The sequence below is a fragment of the Mycobacterium europaeum genome (genome assembly GCF_002102155.1).
Classification (GTDB): Bacteria; Actinomycetota; Actinomycetes; order Mycobacteriales; family Mycobacteriaceae; genus Mycobacterium; species Mycobacterium europaeum.
In genome coordinates, this window is record NZ_LQOU01000015.1 from 24,429 (window position 1) to 49,180 (window position 24,752).

At 68.8% G+C, this 24,752-nt stretch carries 24 protein-coding genes; 18 read left to right on the top strand and 6 right to left on the bottom strand.

From position 1 onward, the window contains the following. The first annotated feature begins 231 nt into the window (after nucleotides 1–231). The 5 genes from AWC03_RS07110 (at nucleotide 232) to AWC03_RS07130 (ending at nucleotide 4,027) form a co-directional block, all read left to right on the top strand. Nucleotides 232–834 (top strand): TetR family transcriptional regulator, encoded by a 603-nt coding sequence (locus AWC03_RS07110; protein WP_085239818.1) that lies wholly within the window; start codon nucleotides 232–234, stop codon nucleotides 832–834. Nucleotides 835–890: 56 nt separating this feature from the next. After that, a complete protein-coding gene (locus AWC03_RS07115) occupies nucleotides 891–1,172 on the top strand; it encodes a phosphoribosyl-ATP diphosphatase (protein ID WP_085239819.1) in 282 nt (93 codons plus the stop codon). Between the two features lie 2 nt (nucleotides 1,173–1,174). Next, the gene (hisG, locus tag AWC03_RS07120; RefSeq protein WP_085239820.1) at nucleotides 1,175–2,032 is read left to right on the top strand and encodes an ATP phosphoribosyltransferase; all 858 of its coding nucleotides are present in this window, start codon (nucleotides 1,175–1,177) and stop codon (nucleotides 2,030–2,032) included. Between the two features lie 115 nt (nucleotides 2,033–2,147). Then, nucleotides 2,148–2,657 carry a DUF4126 domain-containing protein gene (locus AWC03_RS07125; RefSeq protein WP_167542727.1) on the top strand — a complete coding sequence of 170 codons (510 nt, stop codon included), beginning with the start codon at nucleotides 2,148–2,150 and terminating at the stop codon, nucleotides 2,655–2,657. After that, entirely contained in the window at nucleotides 2,654–4,027 is a 1,374-nt protein-coding gene (locus AWC03_RS07130; protein WP_085239821.1) for an FAD-containing oxidoreductase, read from the top strand. The genes AWC03_RS07125 and AWC03_RS07130 overlap by 4 nt, the downstream gene beginning before the upstream one ends. A 77-nt stretch (nucleotides 4,028–4,104) precedes the next feature. On the opposite strand, the gene AWC03_RS07135 is transcribed toward AWC03_RS07130, so the two are convergent. Both AWC03_RS07135 and AWC03_RS07140 read right to left on the bottom strand, forming a co-directional pair. Next, nucleotides 4,105–5,400, bottom strand: coding sequence for a DEAD/DEAH box helicase (locus AWC03_RS07135; RefSeq protein ID WP_085239822.1), 1,296 nt, complete (start codon nucleotides 5,398–5,400; stop codon nucleotides 4,105–4,107). 244 nt (nucleotides 5,401–5,644) lie between these two features. Continuing rightward, a complete protein-coding gene (locus AWC03_RS07140) occupies nucleotides 5,645–6,523 on the bottom strand; it encodes a RecB family exonuclease (RefSeq protein ID WP_085239964.1) in 879 nt (292 codons plus the stop codon). A gap of 73 nt (nucleotides 6,524–6,596) precedes the next feature. Between AWC03_RS07140 and trmI the strand changes: the two genes are divergently transcribed. Further along, the gene (gene trmI, locus AWC03_RS07145; RefSeq protein ID WP_085239823.1) at nucleotides 6,597–7,439 is read left to right on the top strand and encodes a tRNA (adenine(58)-N(1))-methyltransferase TrmI; all 843 of its coding nucleotides are present in this window, start codon (nucleotides 6,597–6,599) and stop codon (nucleotides 7,437–7,439) included. 71 nt (nucleotides 7,440–7,510) lie between these two features. On the opposite strand, the gene AWC03_RS07150 is transcribed toward trmI, so the two are convergent. Together AWC03_RS07150 and lppK are read right to left on the bottom strand one after the other, a co-directional pair. Further along, nucleotides 7,511–7,804 carry a DUF503 domain-containing protein gene (locus AWC03_RS07150; protein WP_085239824.1) on the bottom strand — a complete coding sequence of 98 codons (294 nt, stop codon included), beginning with the start codon at nucleotides 7,802–7,804 and terminating at the stop codon, nucleotides 7,511–7,513. A gap of 8 nt (nucleotides 7,805–7,812) precedes the next feature. Beyond that, nucleotides 7,813–8,391: a lipoprotein LppK gene (lppK, locus tag AWC03_RS07155; protein WP_085239825.1), complete on the bottom strand. Its 579-nt coding sequence runs from the start codon at nucleotides 8,389–8,391 to the stop codon at nucleotides 7,813–7,815. 310 nt (nucleotides 8,392–8,701) lie between these two features. Here lppK and arc point away from each other — a divergent pair, with 310 nt between their 5' ends. Beyond that, the gene (arc, locus tag AWC03_RS07160; protein ID WP_085239965.1) at nucleotides 8,702–10,531 is read left to right on the top strand and encodes a proteasome ATPase; all 1,830 of its coding nucleotides are present in this window, start codon (nucleotides 8,702–8,704) and stop codon (nucleotides 10,529–10,531) included. Nucleotides 10,532–10,625: 94 nt separating this feature from the next. Here arc and AWC03_RS07165 read toward each other — a convergent pair whose 3' ends face one another. Next, nucleotides 10,626–11,267: a hypothetical protein gene (locus AWC03_RS07165; protein WP_085239826.1), complete on the bottom strand. Its 642-nt coding sequence runs from the start codon at nucleotides 11,265–11,267 to the stop codon at nucleotides 10,626–10,628. Nucleotides 11,268–11,517: 250 nt separating this feature from the next. Here AWC03_RS07165 and dop point away from each other — a divergent pair, with 250 nt between their 5' ends. The 11 genes from dop (at nucleotide 11,518) to AWC03_RS07220 (ending at nucleotide 23,728) form a co-directional block, all read left to right on the top strand. Continuing rightward, nucleotides 11,518–13,026 (top strand): pup deamidase/depupylase, encoded by a 1,509-nt coding sequence (gene dop / locus AWC03_RS07170; RefSeq protein WP_085239827.1) that lies wholly within the window; start codon nucleotides 11,518–11,520, stop codon nucleotides 13,024–13,026. A gap of 120 nt (nucleotides 13,027–13,146) precedes the next feature. Continuing rightward, on the top strand, nucleotides 13,147–13,341 hold the full coding sequence (locus tag AWC03_RS07175) for a ubiquitin-like protein Pup (RefSeq protein WP_068060237.1): 195 nt from the start codon (nucleotides 13,147–13,149) through the stop codon (nucleotides 13,339–13,341). Further along, nucleotides 13,338–14,216, top strand: a complete 879-nt coding sequence (prcB, locus tag AWC03_RS07180) for a proteasome subunit beta (RefSeq protein WP_085239828.1) — start codon at nucleotides 13,338–13,340, stop codon at nucleotides 14,214–14,216. The genes AWC03_RS07175 and prcB overlap by 4 nt, the downstream gene beginning before the upstream one ends. After that, nucleotides 14,213–15,007, top strand: a complete 795-nt coding sequence (gene prcA / locus AWC03_RS07185; RefSeq protein ID WP_085239829.1) for a proteasome subunit alpha — start codon at nucleotides 14,213–14,215, stop codon at nucleotides 15,005–15,007. Before prcB ends, prcA begins: the two co-directional genes overlap by 4 nt. Before the next feature lie 180 nt (nucleotides 15,008–15,187). Further along, nucleotides 15,188–16,546, top strand: a complete 1,359-nt coding sequence (pafA, locus tag AWC03_RS07190; protein ID WP_090422251.1) for a Pup--protein ligase — start codon at nucleotides 15,188–15,190, stop codon at nucleotides 16,544–16,546. A gap of 194 nt (nucleotides 16,547–16,740) precedes the next feature. Next, complete coding sequence (locus AWC03_RS07195; protein WP_085239830.1) at nucleotides 16,741–17,745, top strand: helix-turn-helix transcriptional regulator; 1,005 nt, start codon at nucleotides 16,741–16,743, stop codon at nucleotides 17,743–17,745. Next, nucleotides 17,742–18,713, top strand: a complete 972-nt coding sequence (locus AWC03_RS07200) for a helix-turn-helix transcriptional regulator (RefSeq protein WP_085239831.1) — start codon at nucleotides 17,742–17,744, stop codon at nucleotides 18,711–18,713. Before AWC03_RS07195 ends, AWC03_RS07200 begins: the two co-directional genes overlap by 4 nt. A 72-nt stretch (nucleotides 18,714–18,785) precedes the next feature. Continuing rightward, complete coding sequence (tatA, locus tag AWC03_RS07205; RefSeq protein WP_085239832.1) at nucleotides 18,786–19,067, top strand: Sec-independent protein translocase subunit TatA; 282 nt, start codon at nucleotides 18,786–18,788, stop codon at nucleotides 19,065–19,067. 45 nt (nucleotides 19,068–19,112) lie between these two features. Next, complete coding sequence (tatC, locus tag AWC03_RS07210; RefSeq protein ID WP_090422249.1) at nucleotides 19,113–20,081, top strand: twin-arginine translocase subunit TatC; 969 nt, start codon at nucleotides 19,113–19,115, stop codon at nucleotides 20,079–20,081. Further along, nucleotides 20,071–22,890 carry a DEAD/DEAH box helicase gene (locus tag AWC03_RS07215; RefSeq protein WP_085239967.1) on the top strand — a complete coding sequence of 940 codons (2,820 nt, stop codon included), beginning with the start codon at nucleotides 20,071–20,073 and terminating at the stop codon, nucleotides 22,888–22,890. Before tatC ends, AWC03_RS07215 begins: the two co-directional genes overlap by 11 nt. A 79-nt stretch (nucleotides 22,891–22,969) precedes the next feature. After that, nucleotides 22,970–23,728 carry a DUF4333 domain-containing protein gene (locus tag AWC03_RS07220; protein ID WP_085239833.1) on the top strand — a complete coding sequence of 253 codons (759 nt, stop codon included), beginning with the start codon at nucleotides 22,970–22,972 and terminating at the stop codon, nucleotides 23,726–23,728. A 4-nt stretch (nucleotides 23,729–23,732) separates the two neighbouring features. Here the strand turns inward: AWC03_RS07220 and AWC03_RS07225 are convergent, their stop codons facing one another. Further along, nucleotides 23,733–24,743, bottom strand: a complete 1,011-nt coding sequence (locus tag AWC03_RS07225) for a 5'-3' exonuclease (protein WP_208859409.1) — start codon at nucleotides 24,741–24,743, stop codon at nucleotides 23,733–23,735. Between the last annotated feature and the right edge of the window lie 9 nt (nucleotides 24,744–24,752).

Below are 24,752 nucleotides of genomic sequence, written 5' to 3' on the forward strand. Positions count from 1 at the left end.
CCGTTGAATCCCTGAGTGCCGAGCAGACGACTTCGGACGCCATTGACGCGATTTGATGCGAATCCTTATTAAAATAGTGTCAACAAGCCCTAAGAATCTGCAGTTCGTCGGTGTGTGCTGCATCACAGTAGCGTACTTGATAGGGACTTTCAATAGTGTAGAGTCACTCATCTGAGTTCGTCGTTGGACGGCATCATGGGGCTGGAATGTCGGATTGACGAAGGTGATGGCATGCCGTCAGCAAACACCGGTTCGCTGCGGGACCGGCGCCGGGCCGCGCTGCTCTCGCAGATTCAGCAGACCGCGCACCGGCTGTTCGCCGAGCGCGGCTTCGAGGCGGTGACGACCGAGGACATCGCGGCGGCCGCGGGGATTTCCATCAGCACCTACTTCCGGTATGCGCCGACCAAGGAAGGCCTGCTGGTCGATCCGGTCCGGGAGGCGGCCGCCGAGATCGTCGGTTCCTACAGCGCGCGGCCGGCACACGAGTCGCCGGTCGAGGCGCTGATTCAGCTGTTTGTCACACACGCCAAAGACGTCAGCGAAGTCGACGATCTCGATCTGTGGCGTCATGCCGTCGCGACCGCGCCCCACCTGTTGAGCAAATCCGTGCTTGTCAGCGAAACCGACCACCGCGAGTTGATCGAGCAAGTCGCGCACCGGATGGGTGTCGACGCGGCAGCCGACATCCGGCCCGCGCTGTTGGTCCATACCAGTTTGGCCACAGTGAAATTCGTCCTCGATGGGTGGCTGACCGCGGATATCGTCGCGAGCCCGCCGTTTCACGTGCAATTGGAAGAGGCGTTGCGGATCACGCTCGCCGGATTCGACTGACCGGTCGGCCGAAAACGCCGCCGGAGCGAAACCGCCGTGACTTTGCTCGCCACCGCGTGAAACAATCGCTGGCCGTGAAGACCTTCGAGGATCTGTTCGCCGAACTCGGTGACCGTGCGCGCACGCGGCCGGCCGGCAGCGCGACGGTCGCCGCGCTGGACGGCGGCATACACGGGCTGGGCAAGAAGATCCTGGAAGAGGCCGGCGAGGTGTGGCTGGCCGCCGAGCACGAGCCCGACGAGGCGCTGGCCGAGGAGATCAGCCAGTTGCTCTACTGGACGCAGGTGCTGATGATCGCCCGCGGACTGTCCCTCGACGACGTGTACCGAAAGCTGTGACCATGCTGCGCGTTGCGGTCCCCAACAAGGGCACGCTGAGCGAGCCGGCCAGCGAGATTCTCTCGGAGGCGGGCTACCGCCGCCGCACCGATGCCAAGGACCTCACCGTCATCGACCCGGCCAACCAGGTCGAGTTCTTCTTCCTGCGGCCCAAAGACATTGCGATTTATGTGGGTTCGGGTCAGCTGGACTTCGGCATCACCGGGCGAGATCTGGTGCGCGACTCGGACGCGCCGGTCCGCGAACGGCTGGCGCTGGGCTTCGGGTCGTCGAGCTTCCGGTATGCCGGCCCCGCCGGGCGCGAGTGGACGACCGCCGATCTGGCCGGCAAGCGCATCGCCACCGCCTACCCCAATCTGGTCCGAAAAGACTTGGCGGAACGGGGCATTGAGGCAACCGTCATCAGACTCGACGGGGCGGTGGAGATTTCGGTGCAGCTGGGCGTGGCCGACGCCATCGCCGACGTGGTCGGTTCCGGGCGCACCCTGAGCCTGCACGACCTGGTGGCCTTCGGCGATCCGCTGTGCGACTCGGAGGCGGTGCTGATCGAGGGCGCCGATCCCGACGGTCAGGACGGGACTCGTGCGGCGCGCGATCAACTGGTGGCGCGGATCCAGGGCGTGGTGTTCGGCCAGCAATATCTGATGCTCGACTACGACTGCCCGCGGTCCGTGCTGGACCGGGCCACGTCGATCACGCCCGGCCTGGAGTCGCCGACCATCGCGCCGCTGGCCGACCCCGACTGGGTCGCCATCCGCGCGCTGGTGCCGCGTCGCGGCGTCAACGAGATCATGGACGAACTGGCCGCCATCGGCGCCAAAGCGATTCTGGCCTCCGACATCAGGTTCTGCCGGTTCTGACCGAACGGGTGCGGAGCCCGCGGCTGTGTTAGCGTCCGCCTAGGGCTGCTTGCCCGTGTCACCCCCATGGGCCGTCATCCCTGCCGTTGCCGGGTCGTCTCCCAGGAGGGTCTTCGTGACACATGCGCTCATTCTGCTGCTGGCTTTGCTGATCGGTGTCGTCGCCGGGCTGCGCTCGCTGACGGCTCCCGCCGTGGTCGCCTGGGCCGCCTTCCTGGGCTGGATCGACCTGCACGGCACGTGGGCCTCCTGGATGGCCAACATCGTCACCGTCGTCGTGCTCACCGTCCTGGCCGTCGGTGAACTCATCAACGACAAGCTGCCCAAGACGCCGGCCCGCACCGCGCCACCGATCTTCGCCGCCCGGATCGTCATGGGTGGGTTGGCGGGCGCGGCCCTGGGCGCCTGGCCGCACTGGACCTTCTCCGCGCTCGGTGCGGGCGTCATCGGCGCCGTGCTCGGCACCGTCGCCGGCTACCAGGCACGCAAACGGCTGAGCGCCGTGGCCGGAAGGGACCTGCCCATCGCGCTGCTGGAGGACGCGGTCGCGATCGCCGGCGGACTCGCCATCGCTGCGGTGACGGGGCACGTGCTGACCGAATACCTGCTGACGGCCGTTAAGTGACAAAGCATTTCGATGCGATCATCGTCGGCGCCGGGCAGGCCGGCCCACCGCTGGCGGGGCGACTGACGGCCGCCGGGCAGCGGGTCGCGCTGGTGGAGCGCAAACTGATCGGCGGCACCTGCGTCAACACGGGGTGCATCCCGACGAAGACGCTGGTGGCCAGCGCGTACGCCGCTCACCTGGCCCGCCGCGGCGCCGACTACGGCGTGGCGACCGGGCCGGTCAGCGTTGACATGGCGAAAGTCAAGGCGCGCAAAGACGAAATCATGCTGGGCGACCGCAAGGGTGTCGAGGACTGGCTGGCGGGCATGGACGGCTGCACCGTTTTTCGCGGGCACGCCCGTTTCGAGGATCCGCACACCATCAGCGTGGAGGGCGACCTGCTGCGCGCCGACCGCATCTTCCTCAACGTCGGTGGCCGCGCCGTGGTCCCGGACATTCCCGGGCTGGCCGGCGTGGAGTTCCTGACCAACGTCTCGATTCTCGAACTCGACACACTGCCAGCCCATCTCGTCATCCTCGGCGGCAGCTACATCGCGCTCGAGTTCGCCCAGATGTACCGGCGCTTCGGGGCCCGGGTGACGGTCGTCGAAAGGGGTGCGCGCCTGGCGTCCCGGGAAGACGAGGACGTATCCGCCACCATCCGCGACATCCTGGAGGACGAGGGCATCGACGTCGTCGTCGGCGCCGATGACGTGCGAATCGCGAAGACGGACAGCGGTTTTGAGCTCACGCCGAGCGCGGGCGCCGCCCCCATCGCCGGCAGTCACCTGCTACTGGCCGTGGGCCGGCGGCCCAATACCGACGACTTGGGGCTGGACGCGGCCGGCGTGCGGACCGACGCCCGCGGTTACATCGTGGTCGACGACGAGCTCAAGACGAACGTCGAGCACATCTGGGCGATGGGGGACTGCAACGGCAAGGGTGCCTTCACCCACACCTCCTACAACGATTTCGAGATCGTCGCCGCCAACCTGCTCGACGGTGACCCGCGGCGCGTGAGCGACCGCATCACCACCTATGCCCTCTACATCGACCCACCGCTGGGGCGGGCGGGCATGACCGTCGCGCAGGTCCGTGCGTCGGGACGCAGGGCGCTGGTCGGCAAGCGGCCGATGACACGAGTCGGTCGGGCGGTGGAAAAGGGTGAGACGCAAGGCTTCATGAAGGTCGTGGCCGATGCCGACACGCGAGAGATCTTGGGGGCGGCAATCTTCGGCGTCGGCGGCGACGAGGCGATTCACGCCATCCTGGACGTCATGTCGGCCAAGGCGCCGTACACCACGCTGGCGCGGACCATGCACATCCATCCCACCGTCAGCGAACTCGTTCCCACCATGCTGCAGGAGATGACACCACTACCGGGCTAGTGGTGATCGCGAGCGGGGCCGTGGCGATCGCGAGCACGGTCAGCGGTAGCCGAGCGAAGCGGGTCGCCACCAACAAACTAGCGCGCGGTGGGCGCCGGCCGCCGGGACCGGCGTCGCCTGGTGCGCGCGCCGGACGGACCGTGATGCGCGGCGGCGGCCGGTTGCGGCCGGCGCGCCGCGACCGGCGCGGGAGCGACGGCCCGCCGGGGTGAGGCCTGGCCGGCCAGCGCTTCGATGACGGGGGAGGCCGCGGTGACCTGTTGGGGGACGGCGCGGATGGCGGCCTTGCGCATCATCGATTCGGTGTCGCGGCGTTGCTCGGGCAGCACGATGGTGACCACGTCGCCGGAGGCGCCGGCCCGGGCCGTGCGGCCGGACCGATGCAGATAGGCCTTGTGCTCCGGCGGCGGGTCGACGTGCACGACCAGCTCGATGTTGTCCACGTGCACGCCGCGCGCGGCGATGTCGGTCGCCACCAGCACTCGCGCGTCACCGGCCGCGAACGCCGCCAGATTCCGGTCGCGCACGGACTGGGACAGGTTGCCGTGCAACTCGACCGACGCGATACCGGATTGGGTGAGCTGGCGGGCCAGCTTGCGGGCCTGGTGCTTGGTCCGCATGAAGAGGATTCGCCGGGAGTCTCCCGCGGCCAACCGGTGCACCAACTCCTTCTTGGCCTGCGGGCCGTCGACACAGAAGAGGTGGTGTGTCATGGCGGGTGTCACGGACTTCGGTTCGGCGATCGATCGGGTCACCGGGTCGCTGAGGAAGCGCTTCACCAGGGTGTCGACCGCCGCGTCCAGGGTGGCCGAGAAGAGCATCCGCTGGCCGTCCGCGGGGGTGGCCGCCAGGATGCGGGTGACGGTGGGCAGAAAGCCCAGATCGGCGAGGTGGTCGGCCTCGTCGATGACCGTCACCTGCACCGCGCCCAGGTTGACGAGGCGTTGCTTCATCAGATCATCGAGCCGGCCGGGGCAGGCGACGACGATATCGACGCCCGACCTCAGCGCGGCGACCTGCTTGTGCTGCGGCACCCCGCCGTAGATCGTCACCACGCGCAGGCCCCGTACCGCGGCAAGCGGCTGGATGGTCGCGGCGATCTGGGTCGCCAGTTCCCGGGTGGGCGCCAACACCAGGCCGGTCGGCCTGCCCGGCCGCCGATCGCGGGCGTCGAGCCGGCTCACCAGCGGAATCGAGAACGCGAGCGTCTTGCCGCTGCCGGTCTTGCCGCGGCCCAACACGTCGCGGCCGGCAAGCGTGTCCGGCAGCGTCTCGATCTGGATCGGAAACGGCCGGTGGGCACCGCCCTCGGCGAGGGCGTCAACCAGCGGCGGGCTCACCCCGAGGTGAGCAAAGGTTTTGTCTTCAAGCATCTTTCATGTCCTACAGCTTCGGTGGTAACGAAATTGCCCGTACGGCAACATCGATCGTCGCGACTCGAGGCTGTGCGGTGCGCACCTAAGTCATCTCGGACTCGGCGCCCCGCGGGGATCTGAGAAGAAATAACGAATCGATCACGACTTGCCGGCCAAGCCAATCGGCGGCCAACGTTGTCACGAGCCTACCCCATGCGCCGCCCGGGCGCTTACCGGGGCGTCGAACCGCCGGGAACCGACGTCACGCCGCGGGCTCCGCCGGATCCGAAACAGGTTGGGCGGGTGAGTAATCCGGCCAACCGGGGTAGGTCGGCGGGGTTCCCCCGAACAGCGGGCAGTGCTGCTGGTGGGGGCACCAGTCGCACAGCCGCGACTGGCTGGCACGGAAATCGCCCGTCTGCCCGGCGGATTGGATGGCGCGCCAGATCGCCATCAGGGTCTTCTCGAAGCGCAGTAGCTCGTCGTGGTCCGGCGAGTAGTCCAACACCTGCGCGTCGGCCAGATAGATCAGCCGCAGCCGGGTGGGCGGCACGCCGCGCGTGCGCAGCAGGGCCACCGCATAGAACTTCATCTGGAACATCGCCTTGAACTCCGCCAGGGCCCGCGCGGCCGGCGGCGCCTTGCCGGTTTTGTAGTCGACCACGCGTAGCTCTCCGGTAGCCGCGACGTCGATCCGGTCGATGAATCCGCGCAGCAGCGTGCCGTCGGCGAGCTCCACCTCCACGCGCTCCTCGCAGCACTGCGGGTCGAAGCGGGTCGGGTCCTCGAGCCGGTAATACCCGGACAGCAACGTGCGTGCCTCGGCCAGCAGCTGGCCGCGCTGCTCGCGATCGAACTCGCCGGCCAGGTCGGGCGCCGAGGCGATGACCTGGTCCCAGGCCGGCTCGAGCAGTGCCAGGGCGGTCTCGGGACCGCGCTGCGCGGAGGGCAGGCCGTAGAGCTGCTGCAGGGCGGCGTGCACCACCGAGCCGCGCAGTTGGGCGGCCGACGGCGCCTCGGGCAAGCGGTCGATCGCCCGGAACCGGTACAGCAACGGGCACTGCTTGAAGTCGGCCGCCCGCGACGGCGACAGCGCCGGCTTGGCGGCCCGCCGCGCGCGCTCCTGCAGCTGGTCGGTCATGCCCGCAGCGTAGAACCGGGTGCCGACAACCCCGAGCACCGCCGGCGGCGAGTCGGCTGGCACGCTAGACGGCGTGTCCGCAACCGGCCCGTTCACCGTCGGGGAACGCGTTCAGCTCACCGATGCCAAGGGCCGGCACTACACGATGTCGCTCACGCCCGGCGCGGAGTTCCACACCCATCGCGGCTCGATCGCACACGATGCGCTGATCGGGCTGGAGCAGGGCAGCGTGGTCAAATCCAGTAACGGCGCACCGTTTCTGGTGCTGCGCCCGCTGCTGGTCGACTACATCATGTCGATGCCCCGGGGGCCACAGGTCATCTACCCCAAGGACGCCGCGCAGATCGTGCACGAGGGCGACATGTTCCCGGGTGCCCGCGTGCTGGAGGCCGGGGCGGGCTCGGGGGCGCTGACCTGCTCGCTGCTGCGCGCCGTCGGGCCCGGCGGGCGGGTGGTCTCCTACGAACAGCGCGCCGATCATGCCGAACACGCCCGCCGCAATGTGTCGGTGTTCTTCGACGGGGCGCCCGCGAACTGGGAGCTGATCGTCAGCGACGTCGCCGACTCGGACCTGCCCGACGGCTCCTTCGACCGCGCCGTGCTGGACATGCTGGCGCCCTGGGAGGTGCTCGACGCGGTCTCGCGGCTGCTGATCCCCGGCGGCGTGCTGATGGTCTATGTCGCCACCGTGACGCAGCTGTCGCGGGTCGTGGAGGCGCTGCGGGCTCAGCAGTGCTGGACCGAGCCGCGGTCATGGGAGACGCTGCAACGCGGCTGGAACGTGGTCGGCCTGGCCGTCCGGCCACAGCACTCGATGCGCGGGCACACCGCGTTCCTGGTGTTTACCCGGCGGCTCGCGCCCGGCGTCGTCGCGCCGGCGCCCTTGGGCCGCAAGCGCGAGGGCCGCGACGGCTAGCGGCGATCGCAAGCGCGGCGTAGCCGGGCGCGGCGGGTCGTCGCCAGTACAGCCAGCCACCAACGGTCAAGCTAGTCGTCGCTGCGCTGCAGCCCCCGCCGCACCGCGAGCAGCTCGAACTCCGGGTGCGCGGCCACCAGCCGTTCGGCCGCGTCCAGAACGTCGACCGCGTGGCTCCGGTCGCCGGACACCGTGGCCACCCCGATGCCCGCCCGTCGATACAGCTCCGGTGAACCCGTCTCGGCCGCCGACACGCTGAACTTGCGTCGCAGCTCGGCGACCACGGGGCGGATCACCGACCGTTTCTCTTTGAGCGATCGGACGTCGCCCAACAGCACGTCGAATTCGAGCCAGCCGACCCACATGCCGCGCGTCAACCGGGCGGACTCGTCGCCGGGGCGGGCGCCGGTGCCGGGGGCGGGTTGGGCGGCGGCACCGCCGGCGAACTGCCCAGCGTCAACAGCATCTCGGCGGTTCGCCGGGACAACTGCCAACCGCCTTGAAAGGGCGTGAATTCCATGGGGAAGTGGAAGCTGCCGTTCGCCGGCTGGGCCGTGTTGACGTCGATCGTCGCCACCACGTCGGAGGGGGTCTTGTCCGACCAGGCGATGTCGTGCGCGACGAAATTCATGGGCAGGTAGCCGTTGTCGCGCAACGCGTTGCTGAACTTGTCCAGGCTGGCGGCGCTCTCGGGGGTCGCGCCTTCGACCAGGCTCACCTTGTTGATACCGGGTACGTTCGGGTCGGCCAGCCGGGCCAAGATGTCGGTGAGGGCTTCGGGCGGCGGCAGCGGGGTAGTCGGAGAGACGACAACGGTGCTCGACGTGGCCGGCGCGGCAGCGGGCGCGGAGGAGGCGATCCTGGGTTGTTGATGCGACGAACATCCGGGGATCCCGACCGCCACCACCACCACGGTGGCGGCGCTCAACGTCGCGCGCAGGTGCCGGTGCATCCGGTCGATCAGGCGGGTCGCGGGGTCGGGGCGCTTTCCGGGGCGGGTGTCCGCCGCGCGGTGGGGCCAACGGGTGCAACTGAACTCACACCGCCGGTCGCCACGCCGGCGCCGGTCGTGCCGACTAAGCCCGTGGCGAGGCTTTTTGCGGTCACGGCGGCCCTTTCGATCGGCGAGATTAGTGGCCGAGGTTACCAGCGTGACGAAAATCTTAACTTTTCGTGGGTATTTGACTCCGCACATCATTGGCCAATCGCCGGTAGCTTTGAAGTATCCACCGCGCCAATTCGGTGTGGGAAAGGAGCGCAACATGGGTGGCTCAGAGCGTTCTGAAGCATTCGGTACCCCCAGCGAGTCGGGCATGTCCAGCGGCGATGCTGCCGAGTTGGAAGAATTGCGCCGCGAGGCAGCGTTGCTGCGCGAGCAACTCGAGCACGCGTCCGGGGCGCAGGGCGGCACCCGCTCGGCGCGCGACGTGCATCAGCTCGAAGCGCGCATCGACTCGCTGGCGGCCCGCAACTCGAAGTTGATGGAGACGCTCAAAGAGGCGCGCCAGCAACTACTTGCATTGCGGGAGGAAGTCGATCGGCTCGGACAACCGCCGAGTGGCTACGGTGTGTTGCTGGGCGCACACGAGGACGACACGGTCGACGTGTTCACCTCGGGTCGCAAGATGCGACTGACCTGTTCGCCGAACATCGACGTCTCCTCGCTGCGCAAGGGCCAGACGGTTCGCCTCAACGAGGCGCTGACCGTCGTCGAGGCCGGCACCTTCGAATCCGTCGGCGAGATCTCGACGTTGCGCGAGCTACTGGCCGACGGGCACCGGGCACTGGTCGTCGGCCACGCCGACGAGGAACGCATCGTGTGGCTGGCCGAGCCGCTGGTCGCCGAGGACCTGCCGGAGGGGCACCCCGACGCGCTCAACGACGACAGCCGCCCGCGCAAGCTGCGGCCGGGCGACTCGTTGCTGGTCGACACCAAGGCCGGCTACGCGTTCGAACGCATCCCCAAGGCCGAGGTCGAAGACCTGGTCCTCGAAGAGGTGCCCGACGTCAGCTACTCCGACATCGGCGGCCTGACGCGCCAGATCGAGCAGATCCGCGACGCCGTGGAGCTGCCCTTCCTGCACAAGGAGCTGTACCGGGAGTACGCGCTGCGCCCGCCCAAGGGCGTGCTGCTGTACGGCCCGCCGGGCTGTGGGAAGACGTTGATCGCCAAGGCGGTGGCGAACTCGCTGGCCAAGAAGATGGCCGAGGTGCGCGGCGACGACGCGCGTGAGGCGAAGTCCTACTTCCTCAACATCAAGGGTCCGGAGCTGCTGAACAAGTTCGTCGGCGAGACCGAGCGCCACATCCGGCTGATCTTCCAGCGGGCGCGGGAGAAGGCGTCCGAAGGAACGCCGGTGATCGTGTTCTTCGACGAGATGGACTCGATCTTCCGCACCCGCGGCACCGGGGTCTCGTCGGACGTCGAGACCACCGTGGTCCCGCAGCTGCTGAGTGAGATCGACGGGGTCGAGGGGCTCGAGAACGTCATCGTGATCGGCGCCTCCAACCGTGAGGACATGATCGACCCCGCGATCCTGCGGCCCGGCCGCCTGGACGTGAAGATCAAGATCGAGCGGCCCGATGCCGAAGCGGCGCAAGACATCTTCTCGAAGTACCTGGTCGAGTCGCTGCCGCTGCACGCCGACGACCTCGCCGAGTTCGGCGGGGACCGCACCGCGTGCATCAAGGCGATGATCGAGAAGGTCGTCGAGCGGATGTACGCCGAGATCGACGACAACCGGTTCCTGGAGGTCACCTACGCCAACGGTGACAAGGAAGTCATGTACTTCAAGGACTTCAACTCCGGGGCGATGATCCAGAACGTCGTCGACCGGGCGAAGAAGAACGCGATCAAGTCGGTGCTGGAGACCGGCCAACCGGGTCTGCGCATCCAGCATCTGCTCGACTCGATCGTCGACGAGTTCGCCGAGAACGAGGACCTGCCCAATACCACCAACCCCGATGACTGGGCGCGGATTTCGGGTAAGAAGGGCGAGCGGATCGTCTACATCCGCACCCTGGTCACCGGCAAGAGCTCGAGCGCGTCGCGGGCCATCGACACCGAATCCAACCTCGGCCAGTACCTGTAAGGCTGTTCAGCCCACGCCGGCGCTCAAACCTGGCACACCACGCGCCACGGTTTGAGTGCCGGCGAGGTGTTGCTAGCGGTCAGTCCGCCAAGCGTCAGCCGGTCACCAGCGAGTAGCTGTTGGTCAGGTTGTCCTGCAGCACCTGGGCCGCCCTGCTCCTGGTGTCCACCCGCAGCTCGTCGGTGAGCACCCGCGGCTGGTAGGTCCACCCGGCGGGCAGGTCGAGGCGGTCGGCGAGCCGCGGCAGGTCGGCCCGCGACAGGTTGGGGTCGGCGACCTGGCTCAGGGTCTGCATCACCCAGTGCTGTCCCTGCGGGTCGATGAGTTCGTAGATCTGCTCGCCGGCGTTGAAGACGAAGACCGTGTGGCGGTTGACCTTGTTGGGGATGTAGGGCGCCGGATTCATCGACGACAGCAGGACGGTGGCCTGCTGGATCATCTCGATCCCGCCGAAGGTTTTCGTCACCTGCGGACCCTGGGCTTCCTTTTCGATGGCGTTCATCAGCCAGTACCGGGGACCGTTCAGCAGGGCTGCGGCCACACCGTTTTCGGCGGCGATGGCATGCGGGTCCAGCGCGGACCACAGGTCGGCGGGGCAGTCGTTGAGCGGGAAGCTGTTGTAGACCGTTGCCTGCGGACCGGCCTCGCCGGCGGTCACGAGCAGCACTTCGCCGTAGCGTTTTCCGGCCAGATCGAGTGCGTGTTTGCCGACGTGGTCGGACTGGGGGGCGGACACACGGTGAAGTTAATCACTGCGGTCGGTGCCGTCAACAGCGGGCGCGGTGGGCGCGCCGGGGAAACGACGCCCCCGCACCGGTGGGTATCGCGTAGGCCGCGGGCGTGGGCACCGAGCGTGGCGACGGCCACCGCCTGCCTCCCCAACGCCCCGCCGCGCGGGGCGCATCGTCGGCGGGCGGAGCTTGATTGCCCGCCTCCTCAACGCCCCGCCGCGCGGGGCGCATCGTCGGCGGGCCTACGCTTAGGCCATGCAACGGATTATCGGGACGGAGGTCGAGTACGGCATCTCCTCACCGTCGGACCCGACGGCCAACCCGATCCTCACCTCGACCCAGGCGGTGCTGGCCTATGCCGCCGCCGCCGGCATCCAGCGCGCGAAGCGCACCCGCTGGGACTACGAGGTGGAATCACCGCTGCGGGACGCCCGCGGTTTCGATCTGAGTCGTTCGGCCAGCCCGCCACCGGTGGTCGACGCCGACGAGGTCGGCGCGGCCAACATGATCTTGACCAACGGGGCGCGGCTCTACGTCGACCATGCCCACCCCGAATACTCGGCGCCCGAGTGCACCGACCCGCTGGACGCGGTCATCTGGGACAAGGCCGGCGAGCGGGTCATGGAGGCCGCCGCCCGGCACGTCGCCAGCGTGCCCGGGGCCGCCAAGCTGCAGCTGTACAAGAACAACGTCGACGGCAAAGGCGCCTCCTACGGCGCCCACGAGAACTACTTGATGTCGCGGCAGACGCCGTTCTCGTCCATCATCGCCGGGCTGACCCCGTTTCTGGTGTCCCGGCAGGTGGTGACCGGCTCCGGCCGGGTCGGCATCGGGCCCTCCGGTGACGAGCCCGGCTTCCAGCTGTCCCAGCGCTCGGACTACATCGAGGTCGAGGTCGGCCTCGAGACCACGCTCAAGCGCGGCATCATCAACACCCGCGACGAACCGCACGCCGACGCCGACCGGTACCGCCGGCTGCACGTCATCATCGGCGACGCCAACCTCGCCGAGACGTCGACCTACCTGAAACTGGGCACCACGGCGTTGGTCCTCGACCTGATCGAAGTCGGCCCGGAACACGGCATCGACCTGAGCGACCTCGTTCTGGCCCGCCCGGTGCATGCGGTCCACGCGATCAGCCGCGACCCGTCGCTGCGGGCCGCGGTGGCCCTGGCCGACGGGCGCGAGCTGACCGGCCTTGCCTTGCAACGGATTTACCTGGACCGGGTGGCCAAGTTGGTCGACAGCCGCGACCCCGATCCCCGCGCGGCCGACATCGTGGAGACCTGGGCGCAGGTGCTCGACCAACTCGAGCGCGACCCGATGGAATGCGCCGAGGTGCTCGACTGGCCCGCCAAGCTGCGCCTGCTCGAGGGTTTCCGGCAGCGGGAGAACCTGAGCTGGTCGGCGCCGCGGCTGCACCTCGTCGACCTGCAGTATTCCGACGTTCGGCTGGACAAGGGGCTGTACAACCGCCTTGTCGCGCGGGGTTCGATGAAGCGTCTGGTCACCGAGCACCAGGTGCTCGAGGCGGTGGACAACCCGCCGACCGACACCCGCGCGTACTTCCGCGGTGAATGCCTGCGCAGGTTCGGCGCCGACATCGCGGCGGCCAGCTGGGACTCGGTGATCTTCGACCTGGGCGGCGACTCGCTGGTGCGCATTCCGACGCTCGAGCCGCTGCGCGGCAGCAAGGCGCACGTCGGGGCGTTGCTGGACTCGGTGGACAGCGCCGCCGAACTGGTGGAACAACTCACCAGCTAAGCCGGTTAGACCGGGGAACGTCGGGGTTGACCGGTAGGGTAGAGAAATACCAGCGGGCAGTGTGGCTCTCAGGAACCAGGCAAGCCGCTGAACAAGTTCAGATGAAGCAGGAGGCCGGCGATGGCTCAAGAGCAGACCAAGCGTGGCGGTGGTGGTGGCGAGGACGACGACTTCGCCGACAGCACGGCCGCGGGCCAAGAGCGCCGCGAGAAGCTAGCCGAGGACACCGACGATCTGCTCGACGAGATCGACGACGTCCTCGAGGAGAACGCCGAAGACTTCGTCCGGGCATACGTCCAAAAGGGCGGACAGTGACCTGGCCCTTCTCCGATCGCCTGTCCACTAACTCCGCACTCCCGGCAAATCCCGCCGTAGACCTGTCATCCTTTGCTGACTTTCTGCGCCGTCAGGCGCCGGAGCTGCTGCCGACCGGCCTCGGCGGCGGCGCGCAGGCCGATGGGGCCGGCTCGCAGCTGCCGCACGGGACCACCATCGTCGCCCTGAAATACCCCGGTGGCGTGGTCATCGCCGGGGACCGGCGTTCCACCCAGGGCAACATGATCGCCGGGCGCGACGTGAAAAAGGTGTACGTCACCGACGACTACACCGCCACGGGCATCGCGGGCACCGCGGCCATCGCGGTGGAGTTCGCCCGCCTCTACGCGGTGGAACTCGAGCACTACGAGAAGCTCGAGGGTGTGCCGCTGACGTTTGCCGGAAAGGTGAACCGGCTCGCGATCATGGTGCGCGGCAACCTGGCCGCGGCGATGCAGGGCCTGGTGGCCCTGCCGCTGCTGGCCGGCTACGACATCGACGCGCCCGACCCCGAGGGGGCCGGCCGGATCGTCTCCTTCGACGCCGCCGGCGGCTGGAACCTCGAGGAGGAGGGCTACCAGTCGGTCGGTTCAGGGTCGATCTTCGCCAAGTCGTCGATAAAGAAGTTGTACTCACAGGTGACCGATGCCGATTCCGCACTGCGGGTCGCCATCGAGGCGCTCTACGACGCGGCCGACGACGATTCGGCGACCGGCGGCCCTGACCTGGTCCGCGGCATCTACCCTTCAGCGGTTACCATCAGCGCCGACGGCGCGGCGGAAGTGCCGGAGCGCCGGATCGCCGAATTGGCCCGCGAGGTCATCCAGAGTCGCTCGCGCGCAGACACTTTCGGCCCCGACGGCGGTGAAAAGTGAGCTTCCCGTATTTCATATCGCCCGAACAGGCGATGCGCGAGCGCAGCGAGCTCGCGCGCAAGGGCATCGCACGCGGCAAGAGCGTGGTGGCGCTGGTTTACGCCGGGGGCGTGCTCTTTGTGGCGGAGAACCCGTCGCGGTCCCTGCAGAAGATCAGCGAACTCTACGATCGCGTGGGCTTCGCGGCCGCCGGCAAGTTCAACGAGTTCGACAACCTGCGCCGCGGCGGGATCCAGTTCGCCGACACCCGCGGGTACGCCTACGACCGCCGCGACGTCACGGGACGCCAGCTGGCCAACGTCTACGCGCAGACCCTGGGCACCATCTTCACCGAGCAGGCCAAGCCCTACGAAGTCGAGCTGTGCGTTGCTGAGGTGGCGCATTACGGCGAGACGAAACCTCCTGAGCTGTACCGGATCACCTACGACGGCTCGATCGCCGACGAGCCGCATTACGTGGTGATGGGCGGTACCACCGAGCCGATCACCACCGCGCTCAAGGAGTCCTACGCCGAGAACGCCGACCTGCGCGACGCGACGCAGATCGCCGTGAAGGCGTTGCGGGCCGGCAGCGGGAACGGATCCAGCGAGGATCAGCCCTCTCCCGACGTGGGCAGCCTGGAGGTCGCCATCCTCGACGTCAGCCGGCCGCGACGAGCGTTCCGGCGGATCAACCGCGCCACCCTGGAAAGCTTGCTGCAAGACGGCGATTCGAAGCAGCCGGAAACCAAAGGCGAAGCCCCGGAAACCAACGGCGAAGCCCCGGAAACCAACGGCGGCTCCGCGGGCTGAATCGGGCGGCATCGGCCCGGCCGGTGGTGCTCGCTCAGGGCGGAACGCTCGGCTGGCTGCGCGACGCCGACGTTGCCGGCCAGCGTTCTTGGCGGCCGAGACGCCTCGGCGTGAAACTCGTCGGACCCGTAGGCGCGGCTTCCGCACCGTCCCGGTCGGAGAACCAGTACCCTCGATTACGTGCAGCGGCGAATCATGGGCATCGAGACCGAGTTCGGTGTCACCTGCACCTTCCACGGACATCGGCGCCTGTCTCCGGACGAGGTAGCTCGCTATCTCTTCCGCCGCGTCGTGTCCTGGGGGCGCAGCTCCAACGTTTTCCTGCGCAACGGCGCCCGCCTGTATCTCGACGTGGGCAGCCATCCGGAGTACGCGACGGCCGAGTGCGACAGCCTGGTGCAGCTGGTCACCCACGACCGCGCCGGTGAATGGGTGCTCGAGGACCTGCTGATCGACGCCGAGCAGCGGCTCGCCGACGAGGGCATCGGCGGCGACATCTACCTGTTCAAGAACAACACCGATTCGGCGGGCAACTCCTACGGCTGCCACGAGAACTACCTGATCGTGCGGGCCGGTGAGTTCTCCCGGATCTCCGACGTGCTGTTGCCGTTCCTGGTCACCCGCCAGCTGATCTGCGGTGCCGGCAAGGTGCTGCAGACGCCCAAGGCGGCGACGTTCTGCCTGTCGCAGCGCGCCGAGCACATCTGGGAGGGCGTCTCCTCGGCGACCACCCGCAGCCGGCCGATCATCAACACCCGCGACGAGCCGCACGCCGACGCCGAGAAGTACCGGCGGCTGCACGTGATCGTCGGCGACTCGAACATGTGCGAGACCACCACCATGCTCAAGGTGGGGACCGCCGCACTGGTGCTGGAGATGATCGAGGCCGGCGTTCCTTTCCGCGACTTCTCGCTGGACAACCCGATCCGGGCCATCCGCGAGGTCAGCCACGACATCACCGGCCGACGGCCGGTGCGGCTCGCGGGCGGGCGTCAGGCCAGCGCGCTCGACATCCAGCGCGAGTACTACAGCCGCGCCGTCGAGCACCTGCAGACTCGGGAGCCCAACGCCCAGATCGAGCAGGTCGTCGACCTGTGGGGCCGCCAGCTCGACGCCGTCGAGAGCCAGGACTTCGCCAAGGTCGACACCGAGATCGACTGGGTCATCAAGCGCAAGCTGTTCCAGCGCTACCAGGACCGCTACAACATGGAGTTGTCCGACCCGAAGATCGCCCAGCTGGACCTGGCCTACCACGACATCAAGCGGGGTCGGGGTGTGTTCGACCTGCTGCAACGCAAGGGCCTCGCGGCGCGCGTCACCACCGACGAGGAGATCGCGGAGGCGGTCGACCATCCGCCGCAGACGACCCGCGCCCGGCTGCGCGGCGAGTTCATCAGCGCCGCCCAGGCCGCGGGCCGTGACTTCACCGTCGACTGGGTCCACCTCAAGCTCAACGACCAGGCCCAGCGCACGGTGTTGTGCAAGGACCCCTTCCGCGCGGTCGACGAGCGGGTCAAGCGGCTGATCGCCAGCATGTAGCCCGCCTGTTCCCTCAGTCACATCAGCCCCACCAGGGCAGGCCATGCTCGACGCGCGAACGTGATATCGCCGGCGCTATCAACTTTGCGAGGGCGGTAATGCCCGCCAGCTCGTGGCTGATGTGGCGCATGTGAAGGCTGCGACTTGCCAACCGGTGCAGGCGCCGGCGAGTCACCGGTTATAACCTGATGCGAATGGCAACCTCGAAGGTCGAGCGGTTGGTCAATCTCGTCATCGCCCTGCTGTCCACCCGCGGGTACATCAGCGCGGAGAAGATCAGGTCCAGCGTGGCCGGTTACGCCGACAGCCCCAGCGCCGAGGCCTTCTCCCGCATGTTCGAGCGCGACAAGAACGAGCTGCGCGATCTGGGCATCCCGCTCGAGGTCGGCAGGGCGTCGGCCTGGGATCCCACCGAGGGCTACCGGATCAACCGCGACGCCTACGCGCTGCCGCCCGTCGAGCTCACCCCCGACGAAGCGGCCGCGGTCGCCGTCGCGACGCAACTGTGGGAATCGCCCGAACTGATCACCGCCACCCAGGGTGCGCTGCTCAAGCTGCGCGCCGCCGGGGTGGACGTCGACCCCATGGAGACGGGGCCGCCCGTGGCCATCGCGTCACCGGCCGGCGTGCCGGGTTTGCGGGGTTCGGAGGAGGTCCTCGGAATCCTGTTGTCGGCCATCGATTCCCGGCAGGTGGTGCAGTTCCCGCACCGGCCGTCGCGGACCGAGCCGTACAGCATGCGCACGGTGGAGCCGTGGGGGGTCGTCACCCAGAAGGGACGCTGGTATCTCGTGGGACACGATCGCGACCGCGACGCCACCCGTACGTTCCGGCTCTCGCGGATCGGCTCCGAGGTCAGGCCGATCGGTCCGCCCGGAGCGGTCGTCGTGCCCGGGGATGTGGACCTGCGCCAGATCGTGGCCCGCACGATCGCCGAGACCCCGACCGGCGGGCAGGCGCGCGTGTGGGTCGCCGACGGGCGTGCGACCGCACTGCGGCGCGCCGGAAGGCAGACCGGCACGCGGGAAGTGGGCGGCCGCGACGGCGAGGTGATCGAAATCGACATCGGATCCAGCGATCGGCTGGCGCGCGACATCGCCGGCTACGGGGCCGACGCCGTCGTGCTCGAACCGCAGTCACTGCGCGAGGACGTGCTGGCCCGCCTGCGCGCCCACGTGGGCGGGGGCGAGCCGCAATGACCGCGATCTCGACGCGGTTGATCCGGCTGCTCAACATGGTGCCGTACTTCCAGGCCAACCCGCGGGTCACCCGGGCCAAGGCCGCCGCCGACCTCGGGGTGTCGGCCAAGCAGCTGGAAGAGGACCTCAACCAGCTGTGGATGTGCGGCCTTCCCGGCTACTACCCGGGCGACCTCATCGACTTCCAGTTCGCCGGCGACACCATCGAGGTGACGTTCTCCGCGGGCATCGACCGGCCGCTCAAGCTGACGTCGCCGGAGGCCACCGGTCTGCTTGTGGCCCTGCGGGCGCTCGCCGACATTCCGGGTGTGGTCGATCCCGAAGCTGCCCGCAGCGCAATCGCCAAAATCGAGGCGGCGGCCGGCGCCGTCGGGCACGACACCACCGGATCGGCGGCAGCGGTCGATCAGCAAGCACCCGCCGAGAGTCGCGCCGCGGCCGCGGTGCGCACCGCGGTCCAGGCCCGACACGCGCTGGCCATCGACTATTACTCCGCGTCGCACGACACCCTGACCAGCCGGATCGTCGATCCCATCCGGGTGCTGCTGATCGGCGGCCACAGCTACCTGGAGGCCTGGTCGCGCGAGGCAGAAGGGGTTCGGCTGTTCCGCTTCGACCGGATCGTCGACGCCACCGAGTTGGACGAGCCGGCGGCCGCGCCCGAACTGGCCGTCCAGGCGCCGCCGGACACCTCGCTGTTCGACGGCGACCCGTCCCTGCCGTCGGCGAGGCTCCGGGTCGCGCCGTCGGCGTCGTGGATGTTCGAGTACTACCCGATGCGCGAGGTGCGGGAGCTGGCCGACGGATCGTGCGAGGCGGTGATGACCTATGCCTCCGAGGACTGGATGACGCGCCTGGTGCTGGGCTTCGGGTCGGCCGTGCGGGTGCTCGAACCGGAGTCGCTCGCACGACGTGTACGGGATGCCGCGGCGGCGGCGTGCGAGTCGTATCAGGCGCTTGCGCCCTGAGGTCACGGCGCGGGCGGCCCGGTGTATCGCCGCACTGCGGTAGCATCGGGTAGACGTCTGGAGGTAATCAAAGTGGGCAGTCTTAGTCCGTGGCACTGGGCGATCCTTGCGGTGGTGGTGATCCTGCTTTTTGGTGCCAAGAAGCTCCCCGATGCAGCACGTTCGTTGGGCAAGTCGATGCGCATCTTCAAGTCTGAGCTGCGCGAAATGCAGAGCGAGAACAAGTCGGAACCGTCCGCGTTGGACACGAACAGCGCGCCCTCCGCGGCGAACCCCACTCCCGTGCAGTCGCAGCGGGTCGACGCTCCGGCGCCGGCCCCCGAGCAGGGGCACTCTGAAGCACGCCCGGCTTAGCCCGCCATCATCGTCGCGGTGCCCGAACGCCACTGAACGAGCGTCGTGAAAGGTTTCAAGGTTTCAGCGCGCACTGCCGGCGTGCTGAGGCGCCTCAATCCGCGTAACAGGCGCAGCCGCACCAATCCCGACGCGACGATGTCGCTCGTCGACCACCTGACCGAGCTGCGCACCCGGTTACTGCTGTCGCTGGCCGCCATCCTGGTGACCACGATTTTCGGGTTCTTCTGGTACTCGCATTCGCTCTTCGGGCTGGAAAGCCTGGGCGATTGGCTGCGCCACCCCTACTGTTCGCTGCCCCAATCCGCGCGCGCCAGCATCAGCGCCGACGGACAATGCCGACTGCTGGCCACGGCGCCGTTCGACCAGTTCATGTTGCGGCTCAAGGTCGGCCTGACCGCCGGGGTCGTGCTGGCGTGTCCGGTGTGGTTCTACGAGCTGTGGGCCTTCATCACGCCGGGCCTGTACCAGAAGGAGCGCCGTTTCGCGGTCGGGTTCGTGGTCCCCGCGGCGGTGCTGTTCGTCGCCGGCGCGGTGCTGGCCTACTTCGTGCTGTCCAAGGCGTTGGGCTTCTTGCTGACCGTGGGCAGCGACGTGCAGGTGACCGCGCTGTCCGGGGACCGGTACTTCGGGTTCCTGATCAACCTATTGGTGGTCTTCGGGGTCAGCTTCGAATTCCCGTTGCTCATCGTCATGCTCAACATGACCGGGGTGCTGCCCTATGAAAAGCTCAAGTCCTGGCGGCGTGGCCTGATCTTCGCGATGTTCGTGTTCGCCGCAATTTTCACGCCCGGCTCCGACCCGTTTTCGATGACCGCCCTGGGCGTGGCGCTGTCGGTGCTCCTCGAATTCGCCATCCAGATCGCCCGCCTGCACGACCGGCGCAAGGCCAAGCGCGAGGCCCAGGCCGTCATCCCCGACGATGAGGCATCGGTCATCGAGCCGCCCACACCCCTCCAGCAGTCGGTCCCGGAGCCGTCGTTCACCGCCGGCCAGCATGACGATGTCACCTGAACCGACAGCGCCGCAGGACGTCGCGGAGCTCGTCGAGCTGGCCCGGTTCACCGCGGAGCTGCCGTTCGCGCTGGACGGCTTCCAGCAGCGGGCGTGCGCGGCGCTGGAACGAGGGCACGGCGTGCTGGTGTGCGCGCCGACCGGCGCCGGCAAGACCGTGGTGGGCGAATTCGCCGTCCACCTGGCGCTGGCCGCGGGCGGGAAGTGCTTCTACACCACCCCGCTCAAGGCGCTGAGCAACCAGAAGCACACCGACCTGACCGCACGCTACGGCCGCGACCGGATCGGCCTGCTGACCGGTGACATGTCGGTGAACGCCGACGCGCCCGTGGTGGTGATGACCACCGAGGTGCTGCGCAACATGCTCTACGCCGATTCTCCCGCGCTGCAAGGGCTTTCCTACGTCGTGATGGACGAGGTGCATTTCCTGGCCGACCGGATGCGCGGCCCGGTCTGGGAGGAAGTGATCCTGCACCTGCCCGACGACGTGCGGGTGGTCAGTCTGTCGGCGACGGTGAGCAATGCCGAGGAATTCGGCGGCTGGATCCAGACGGTGCGGGGCGATACGACCGTGGTGGTCGACGAGCACCGGCCCGTTCCGCTGTGGCAGCACGTGCTGGTGGGGAAGCGGCTCTTCGACCTGTTCGACTACGGGAACGCGGAAGCCGGCGAGCGGCCAGGTGCCGGACGTGAGTCGCGGGTCAACCCGGACCTGGCGCGCCACATCGCGCACCGCCGGGAGGCGGACCGGATGTCGGACTGGCGTGGTCCCCGCCGGGAGGCGGGAAGGCGTGGCGGCGGCCGCGGCGCCCCGGGCCGGCCGCGTTTCTACCGGCCGCCCGGTCGGGCCGACGTGATCGCGACCCTGGACAGCGAGGGGCTGCTGCCGGCGATCACGTTCGTGTTCTCCCGCGCCGGCTGCGACGCCGCCGTCCAGCAGTGTCTGCGCTCGCCGCTCCGCCTGACCACCGAGGAGGAACGGGCGCAGATCGCCGAGGTGATCGACCACCGGTGCGGCGATCTCGCCGACGCCGACCTGGCGGTGCTCGGCTACTACGAGTGGCGGGAAGGGCTGCTGCGCGGCCTGGCGGCCCACCACGCCGGAATGTTGCCGGTATTCCGGCACACCGTCGAGGAGCTGTTCACGGCCGGTCTGGTCAAGGCCGTGTTCGCCACCGAGACGCTGGCGCTCGGCATCAACATGCCCGCCCGGACCGTGGTGCTCGAAAGGCTGGTGAAGTTCAACGGCGAGCAACACATGCCGCTGACGCCGGGGGAGTACACGCAGCTGACCGGGCGCGCCGGCCGGCGCGGCATCGACGTCGAAGGCCACGCGGTGGTGCTGTGGAACCCCGCCGAAGAGAACACCGAGCCCGCCGCGGTCGCGGGTCTGGCCTCGACCCGCACCTTCCCGCTGCGCAGTTCGTTCGCCCCGTCGTACAACATGACGATCAACCTGGTGCAGCAGATGGGTCCCGAGCAGGCGCATCGGCTGCTGGAGCAGTCGTTCGCCCAGTATCAGGCCGACCGCTCGGTCGTCGGTCTGGTCCGCGGCATCGAACGCGGCACCGCGATGCTCGCCGAGATCGCCGGCGAGCTGGGCGGCCCGAAGGCGCCCGTTCTCGACTACGCGCGGCTGCGGGCGCGCATCTCCGAGCTGGAGCGCGCGCAGTCCCGCGCGTCGCGGCTGCAGCGGCGGCAGGCGGCCAGCGACGCGCTGGCCGCGCTGCGCCGCGGTGACATCATCAACATCACCCAAGGCCGGCGCGGCGGGCTGGCGGTGGTGCTGGAATCGGCCCGCGACGACGAGGATCCGCGCCCACTGGTACTCACCGAAAACCGTTGGGCGGGGCGGATTTCGACGGCCGACTACCCGGGGGTGTCGGCCCGCGTCGGCTCCATGCCGTTGCCCAAGCGGGTCGAGCACCGCCAGCCGCGGGTCCGGCGTGATTTGGCGTCGGCGCTGCGGTCGGCGGCCGCCGGGCTGACGCTTCCGGCCCGGCGCCGCAGCGGCCGCGGCGAGCACGACGGCGCGTTTCAGGACCCGGAGCTGGCGTCGTTGCGCGACGAGCTGCGTCGGCACCCGTCGCACAACAGTCCCGGCCTCGAGCCCCAGGTCCGGCAGGCCGAGCGCTACCTGCGCATCGAACGCGACAACGCGCAACTGGAGAACAAGGTTGCCGCCGCGACGAATTCGCTGGCGCGCACGTTCGACCGCATCGTCGGCCTGCTCACCGAGCGCGGCTTCATCGAAGGCCCGGACACCGATCCCCACGTCACCGCCGACGGCCGGCTGCTGGCCCGCATCTACAGCGAGAGCGACCTGCTGGTTGCCGAATGCCTGCGCACCGGCGCGTGGGCCGACCTGAAGCCGCCCGAGCTGGCGGCGGTGGTCTCGGCGGTGCTGTACGAAAGCAGGGGCGGTGAAGGCCCGGGCGCGGCGTTCGCCGCCGAAGCCCCCACTCAGCGAGTGCGGCAGGCGCTGCAGCAAACGTCGCGGCTGTCGCACGCGCTGCGCGCCGACGAGCAGACGCACCGGATCACGCTCAGCCGGGAACCCGACGACGGGTTCGTCAATGTCATCTATCGGTGGGCCAAGACCGGGGACCTGGCGGCGGCGCTGGCGGCCGCCGACCCGGGCGGCACCGGCTCGCCCCTGCTGGCGGGGGACTTCGTACGGTGGTGTCGCCAGGTTCTCGACCTGTTGGACCAGGTCCGCAATGCCGCCCCGGACGCTGACCTGCGGGCCACCGCCAAGCGCGCCATCAATGACGTTCGGCGCGGCGTCGTCGCTGTTGACGCCGGGTAGGCTGAGCCGGAGCTACCGTAGATCCCGAAACCACCACGCCGATAGTTCATGCCGAGACACAAGGGGCTGAGGAGAGACGATGAGCGGACCGCAGGGACCGGAGCAGCAGTGGCAACCGCCGGGCCAGGGTAGCGATCCTTCCTCCGAGCCCACCCAGGCCGGTTCGCCCTGGCAACAGCAGCCGGGCCAGGAAGCGACGTGGCAGACCCCCGCGTACACGCCGCCCGCCGAGTACCCGCAGTACCAGCAGCCCGCCGAGCCGGCGTACCCGCAGCAATACCCGCAGCAGCCCGGCTACGGGCAGCCCGGGCAGTACGCGCAGCCCGGCCAGTACGGGCAGCCCGGTCAGTACCCCCAACCGGGTCAGTACGGGCAGCCCGGTCAGTACCCGCAGCCGGGCCAGTATGGGCAGCCGGGTCAGTACGGCCAGCCGGGCCAATACGGGCAGCCGGGCCAGTACCCCCAGCAGTACCCGCCCTACGACCAGCAGCCGGCCAAGAAGCGGTCGACGACGGTGATCCTGGGCGTGGCCGGGGCGATCGCCTTCCTGCTCCTCGCGGTCGTCCTGGTGCTGGGCTTTTGGCAGCCCGGTTTCTTCGTGACCACCAAGCTGGACGTGAACAAGGCGCAGGCCGGTGTGCAGCAGGTGCTGTCGGATGAGACCAACGGCTACGGCGCCAAGAACGTCCAGAACGTCAAGTGCAACCACGGCCAGAATCCGACCGTCAAGAAGGGCGCAACTTTCGACTGCGACGTCAGCATCGACGGCGCCCCCAAGCATGTGACGGTGACGTTCCAGGACAACAAGGGCACCTACGAGGTGGGACGCCCGCAGTAGTCGGTTACTCCGGCAGCGCGTCGAGCGCCTTTTGCAGTCGGGCGATCGAGGACCCGACGCCCAGCGTGGTCGCCAGCTTGGCGGTGCGCTGCGGGTCGTCGGCCGCCAGCGGTAGCGCGTCGGTTGCGGTCGACAGGCTGACGGGCGCGTCGGTGGCGACCCGCACCACCCGCCCGGCGGCCTCGATGTAATCGTTGGCGCCCAGCAGTTTCGAGCGCAGACCCTTGGCCATCTTCGATTTCGGGTCCCGGGCGGCCGCCAGGATCTGTTCGAGCGACTCGTGCTGGGCCAGCAGGGTCGCCGCCGTCTTCTCGCCGACGCCCGGCACGCCGGGCAGGCCGTCGGACGGGTCGCCGCGCATCAGCGCGAACTCGGCGTAGGCAGGCCCCGCGCGATGCTCGGGGACACCGTAGTGTTCGGCGACCTCCGCGGGCCCGAACAGCGTGGCTTTGGTCAGTCCGCGGCCCAGGTACAACACCCGGACCGGGACCGGGTCGTCGGACACCACCTGCAGCAGGTCGCGATCCCCGCTGACCACCACCACCGGGTCACGACGCTCGCGGGCGGCCAGCGTCCCCAGCACATCGTCGGCCTCGAACCCTTCGGCGCCCGCGGTCGGGATCCCGAAAGCGTCCAGCAATTCCATGATCATGTCGATCTGCGGCGCGAGGTCGTCGGGAACCTCTTCGACGTCCGGTTCGCCCTCGGGCTCGGGCTCCGCGACGCGATGCGCCTTATAGGACGGGATGAGGTCCACCCGGAACTGCGGTCGCCAATCCAGGTCCAGGCAGACCACCAGCCGGCCGGGGCGTTGCTGGTTGATCACCACGGCCATCGAATCGATGAATCCGCGCACGGCGTTCACCGGCCGGCCGTCGGGCGCGGTGATCGAGGAAGGCACCCCGAAATACGACCGGAACCACATGCTGGCCCCGTCGAGCAGCACTAGCGGCGATCGCGAGCGCGGCGAAGCCGGGCGCTGCGGGTCGCCGCTGGTACCTGAGGGTCTGGTCATGCCGGTATC

Bases quoted from the DNA above. Each gene is read 5' to 3' on its own strand.
- AWC03_RS07110 (WP_085239818.1), top strand. From the start codon at position 232: ATGCCGTCAGCAAACACCGGTTCGCTGCGGGACCGGCGCCGGGCCGCG.
- hisG (WP_085239820.1), top strand. From the start codon at position 1,175: ATGCTGCGCGTTGCGGTCCCCAACAAGGGCACGCTGAGCGAGCCGGCC.
- AWC03_RS07135 (WP_085239822.1), bottom strand. From the start codon at position 5,400: ATGCTTGAAGACAAAACCTTTGCTCACCTCGGGGTGAGCCCGCCGCTG.
- AWC03_RS07140 (WP_085239964.1), bottom strand. From the start codon at position 6,523: ATGACCGACCAGCTGCAGGAGCGCGCGCGGCGGGCCGCCAAGCCGGCG.
- AWC03_RS07150 (WP_085239824.1), bottom strand. From the start codon at position 7,804: ATGTGGGTCGGCTGGCTCGAATTCGACGTGCTGTTGGGCGACGTCCGA.
- lppK (WP_085239825.1), bottom strand. From the start codon at position 8,391: ATGCACCGGCACCTGCGCGCGACGTTGAGCGCCGCCACCGTGGTGGTG.
- arc (WP_085239965.1), top strand. From the start codon at position 8,702: ATGGGTGGCTCAGAGCGTTCTGAAGCATTCGGTACCCCCAGCGAGTCG.
- dop (WP_085239827.1), top strand. From the start codon at position 11,518: ATGCAACGGATTATCGGGACGGAGGTCGAGTACGGCATCTCCTCACCG.
- AWC03_RS07175 (WP_068060237.1), top strand. From the start codon at position 13,147: ATGGCTCAAGAGCAGACCAAGCGTGGCGGTGGTGGTGGCGAGGACGAC.
- AWC03_RS07195 (WP_085239830.1), top strand. From the start codon at position 16,741: ATGGCAACCTCGAAGGTCGAGCGGTTGGTCAATCTCGTCATCGCCCTG.
- AWC03_RS07200 (WP_085239831.1), top strand. From the start codon at position 17,742: ATGACCGCGATCTCGACGCGGTTGATCCGGCTGCTCAACATGGTGCCG.
- AWC03_RS07215 (WP_085239967.1), top strand. From the start codon at position 20,071: ATGTCACCTGAACCGACAGCGCCGCAGGACGTCGCGGAGCTCGTCGAG.
- AWC03_RS07220 (WP_085239833.1), top strand. From the start codon at position 22,970: ATGAGCGGACCGCAGGGACCGGAGCAGCAGTGGCAACCGCCGGGCCAG.
- AWC03_RS07225 (WP_208859409.1), bottom strand. From the start codon at position 24,743: ATGACCAGACCCTCAGGTACCAGCGGCGACCCGCAGCGCCCGGCTTCG.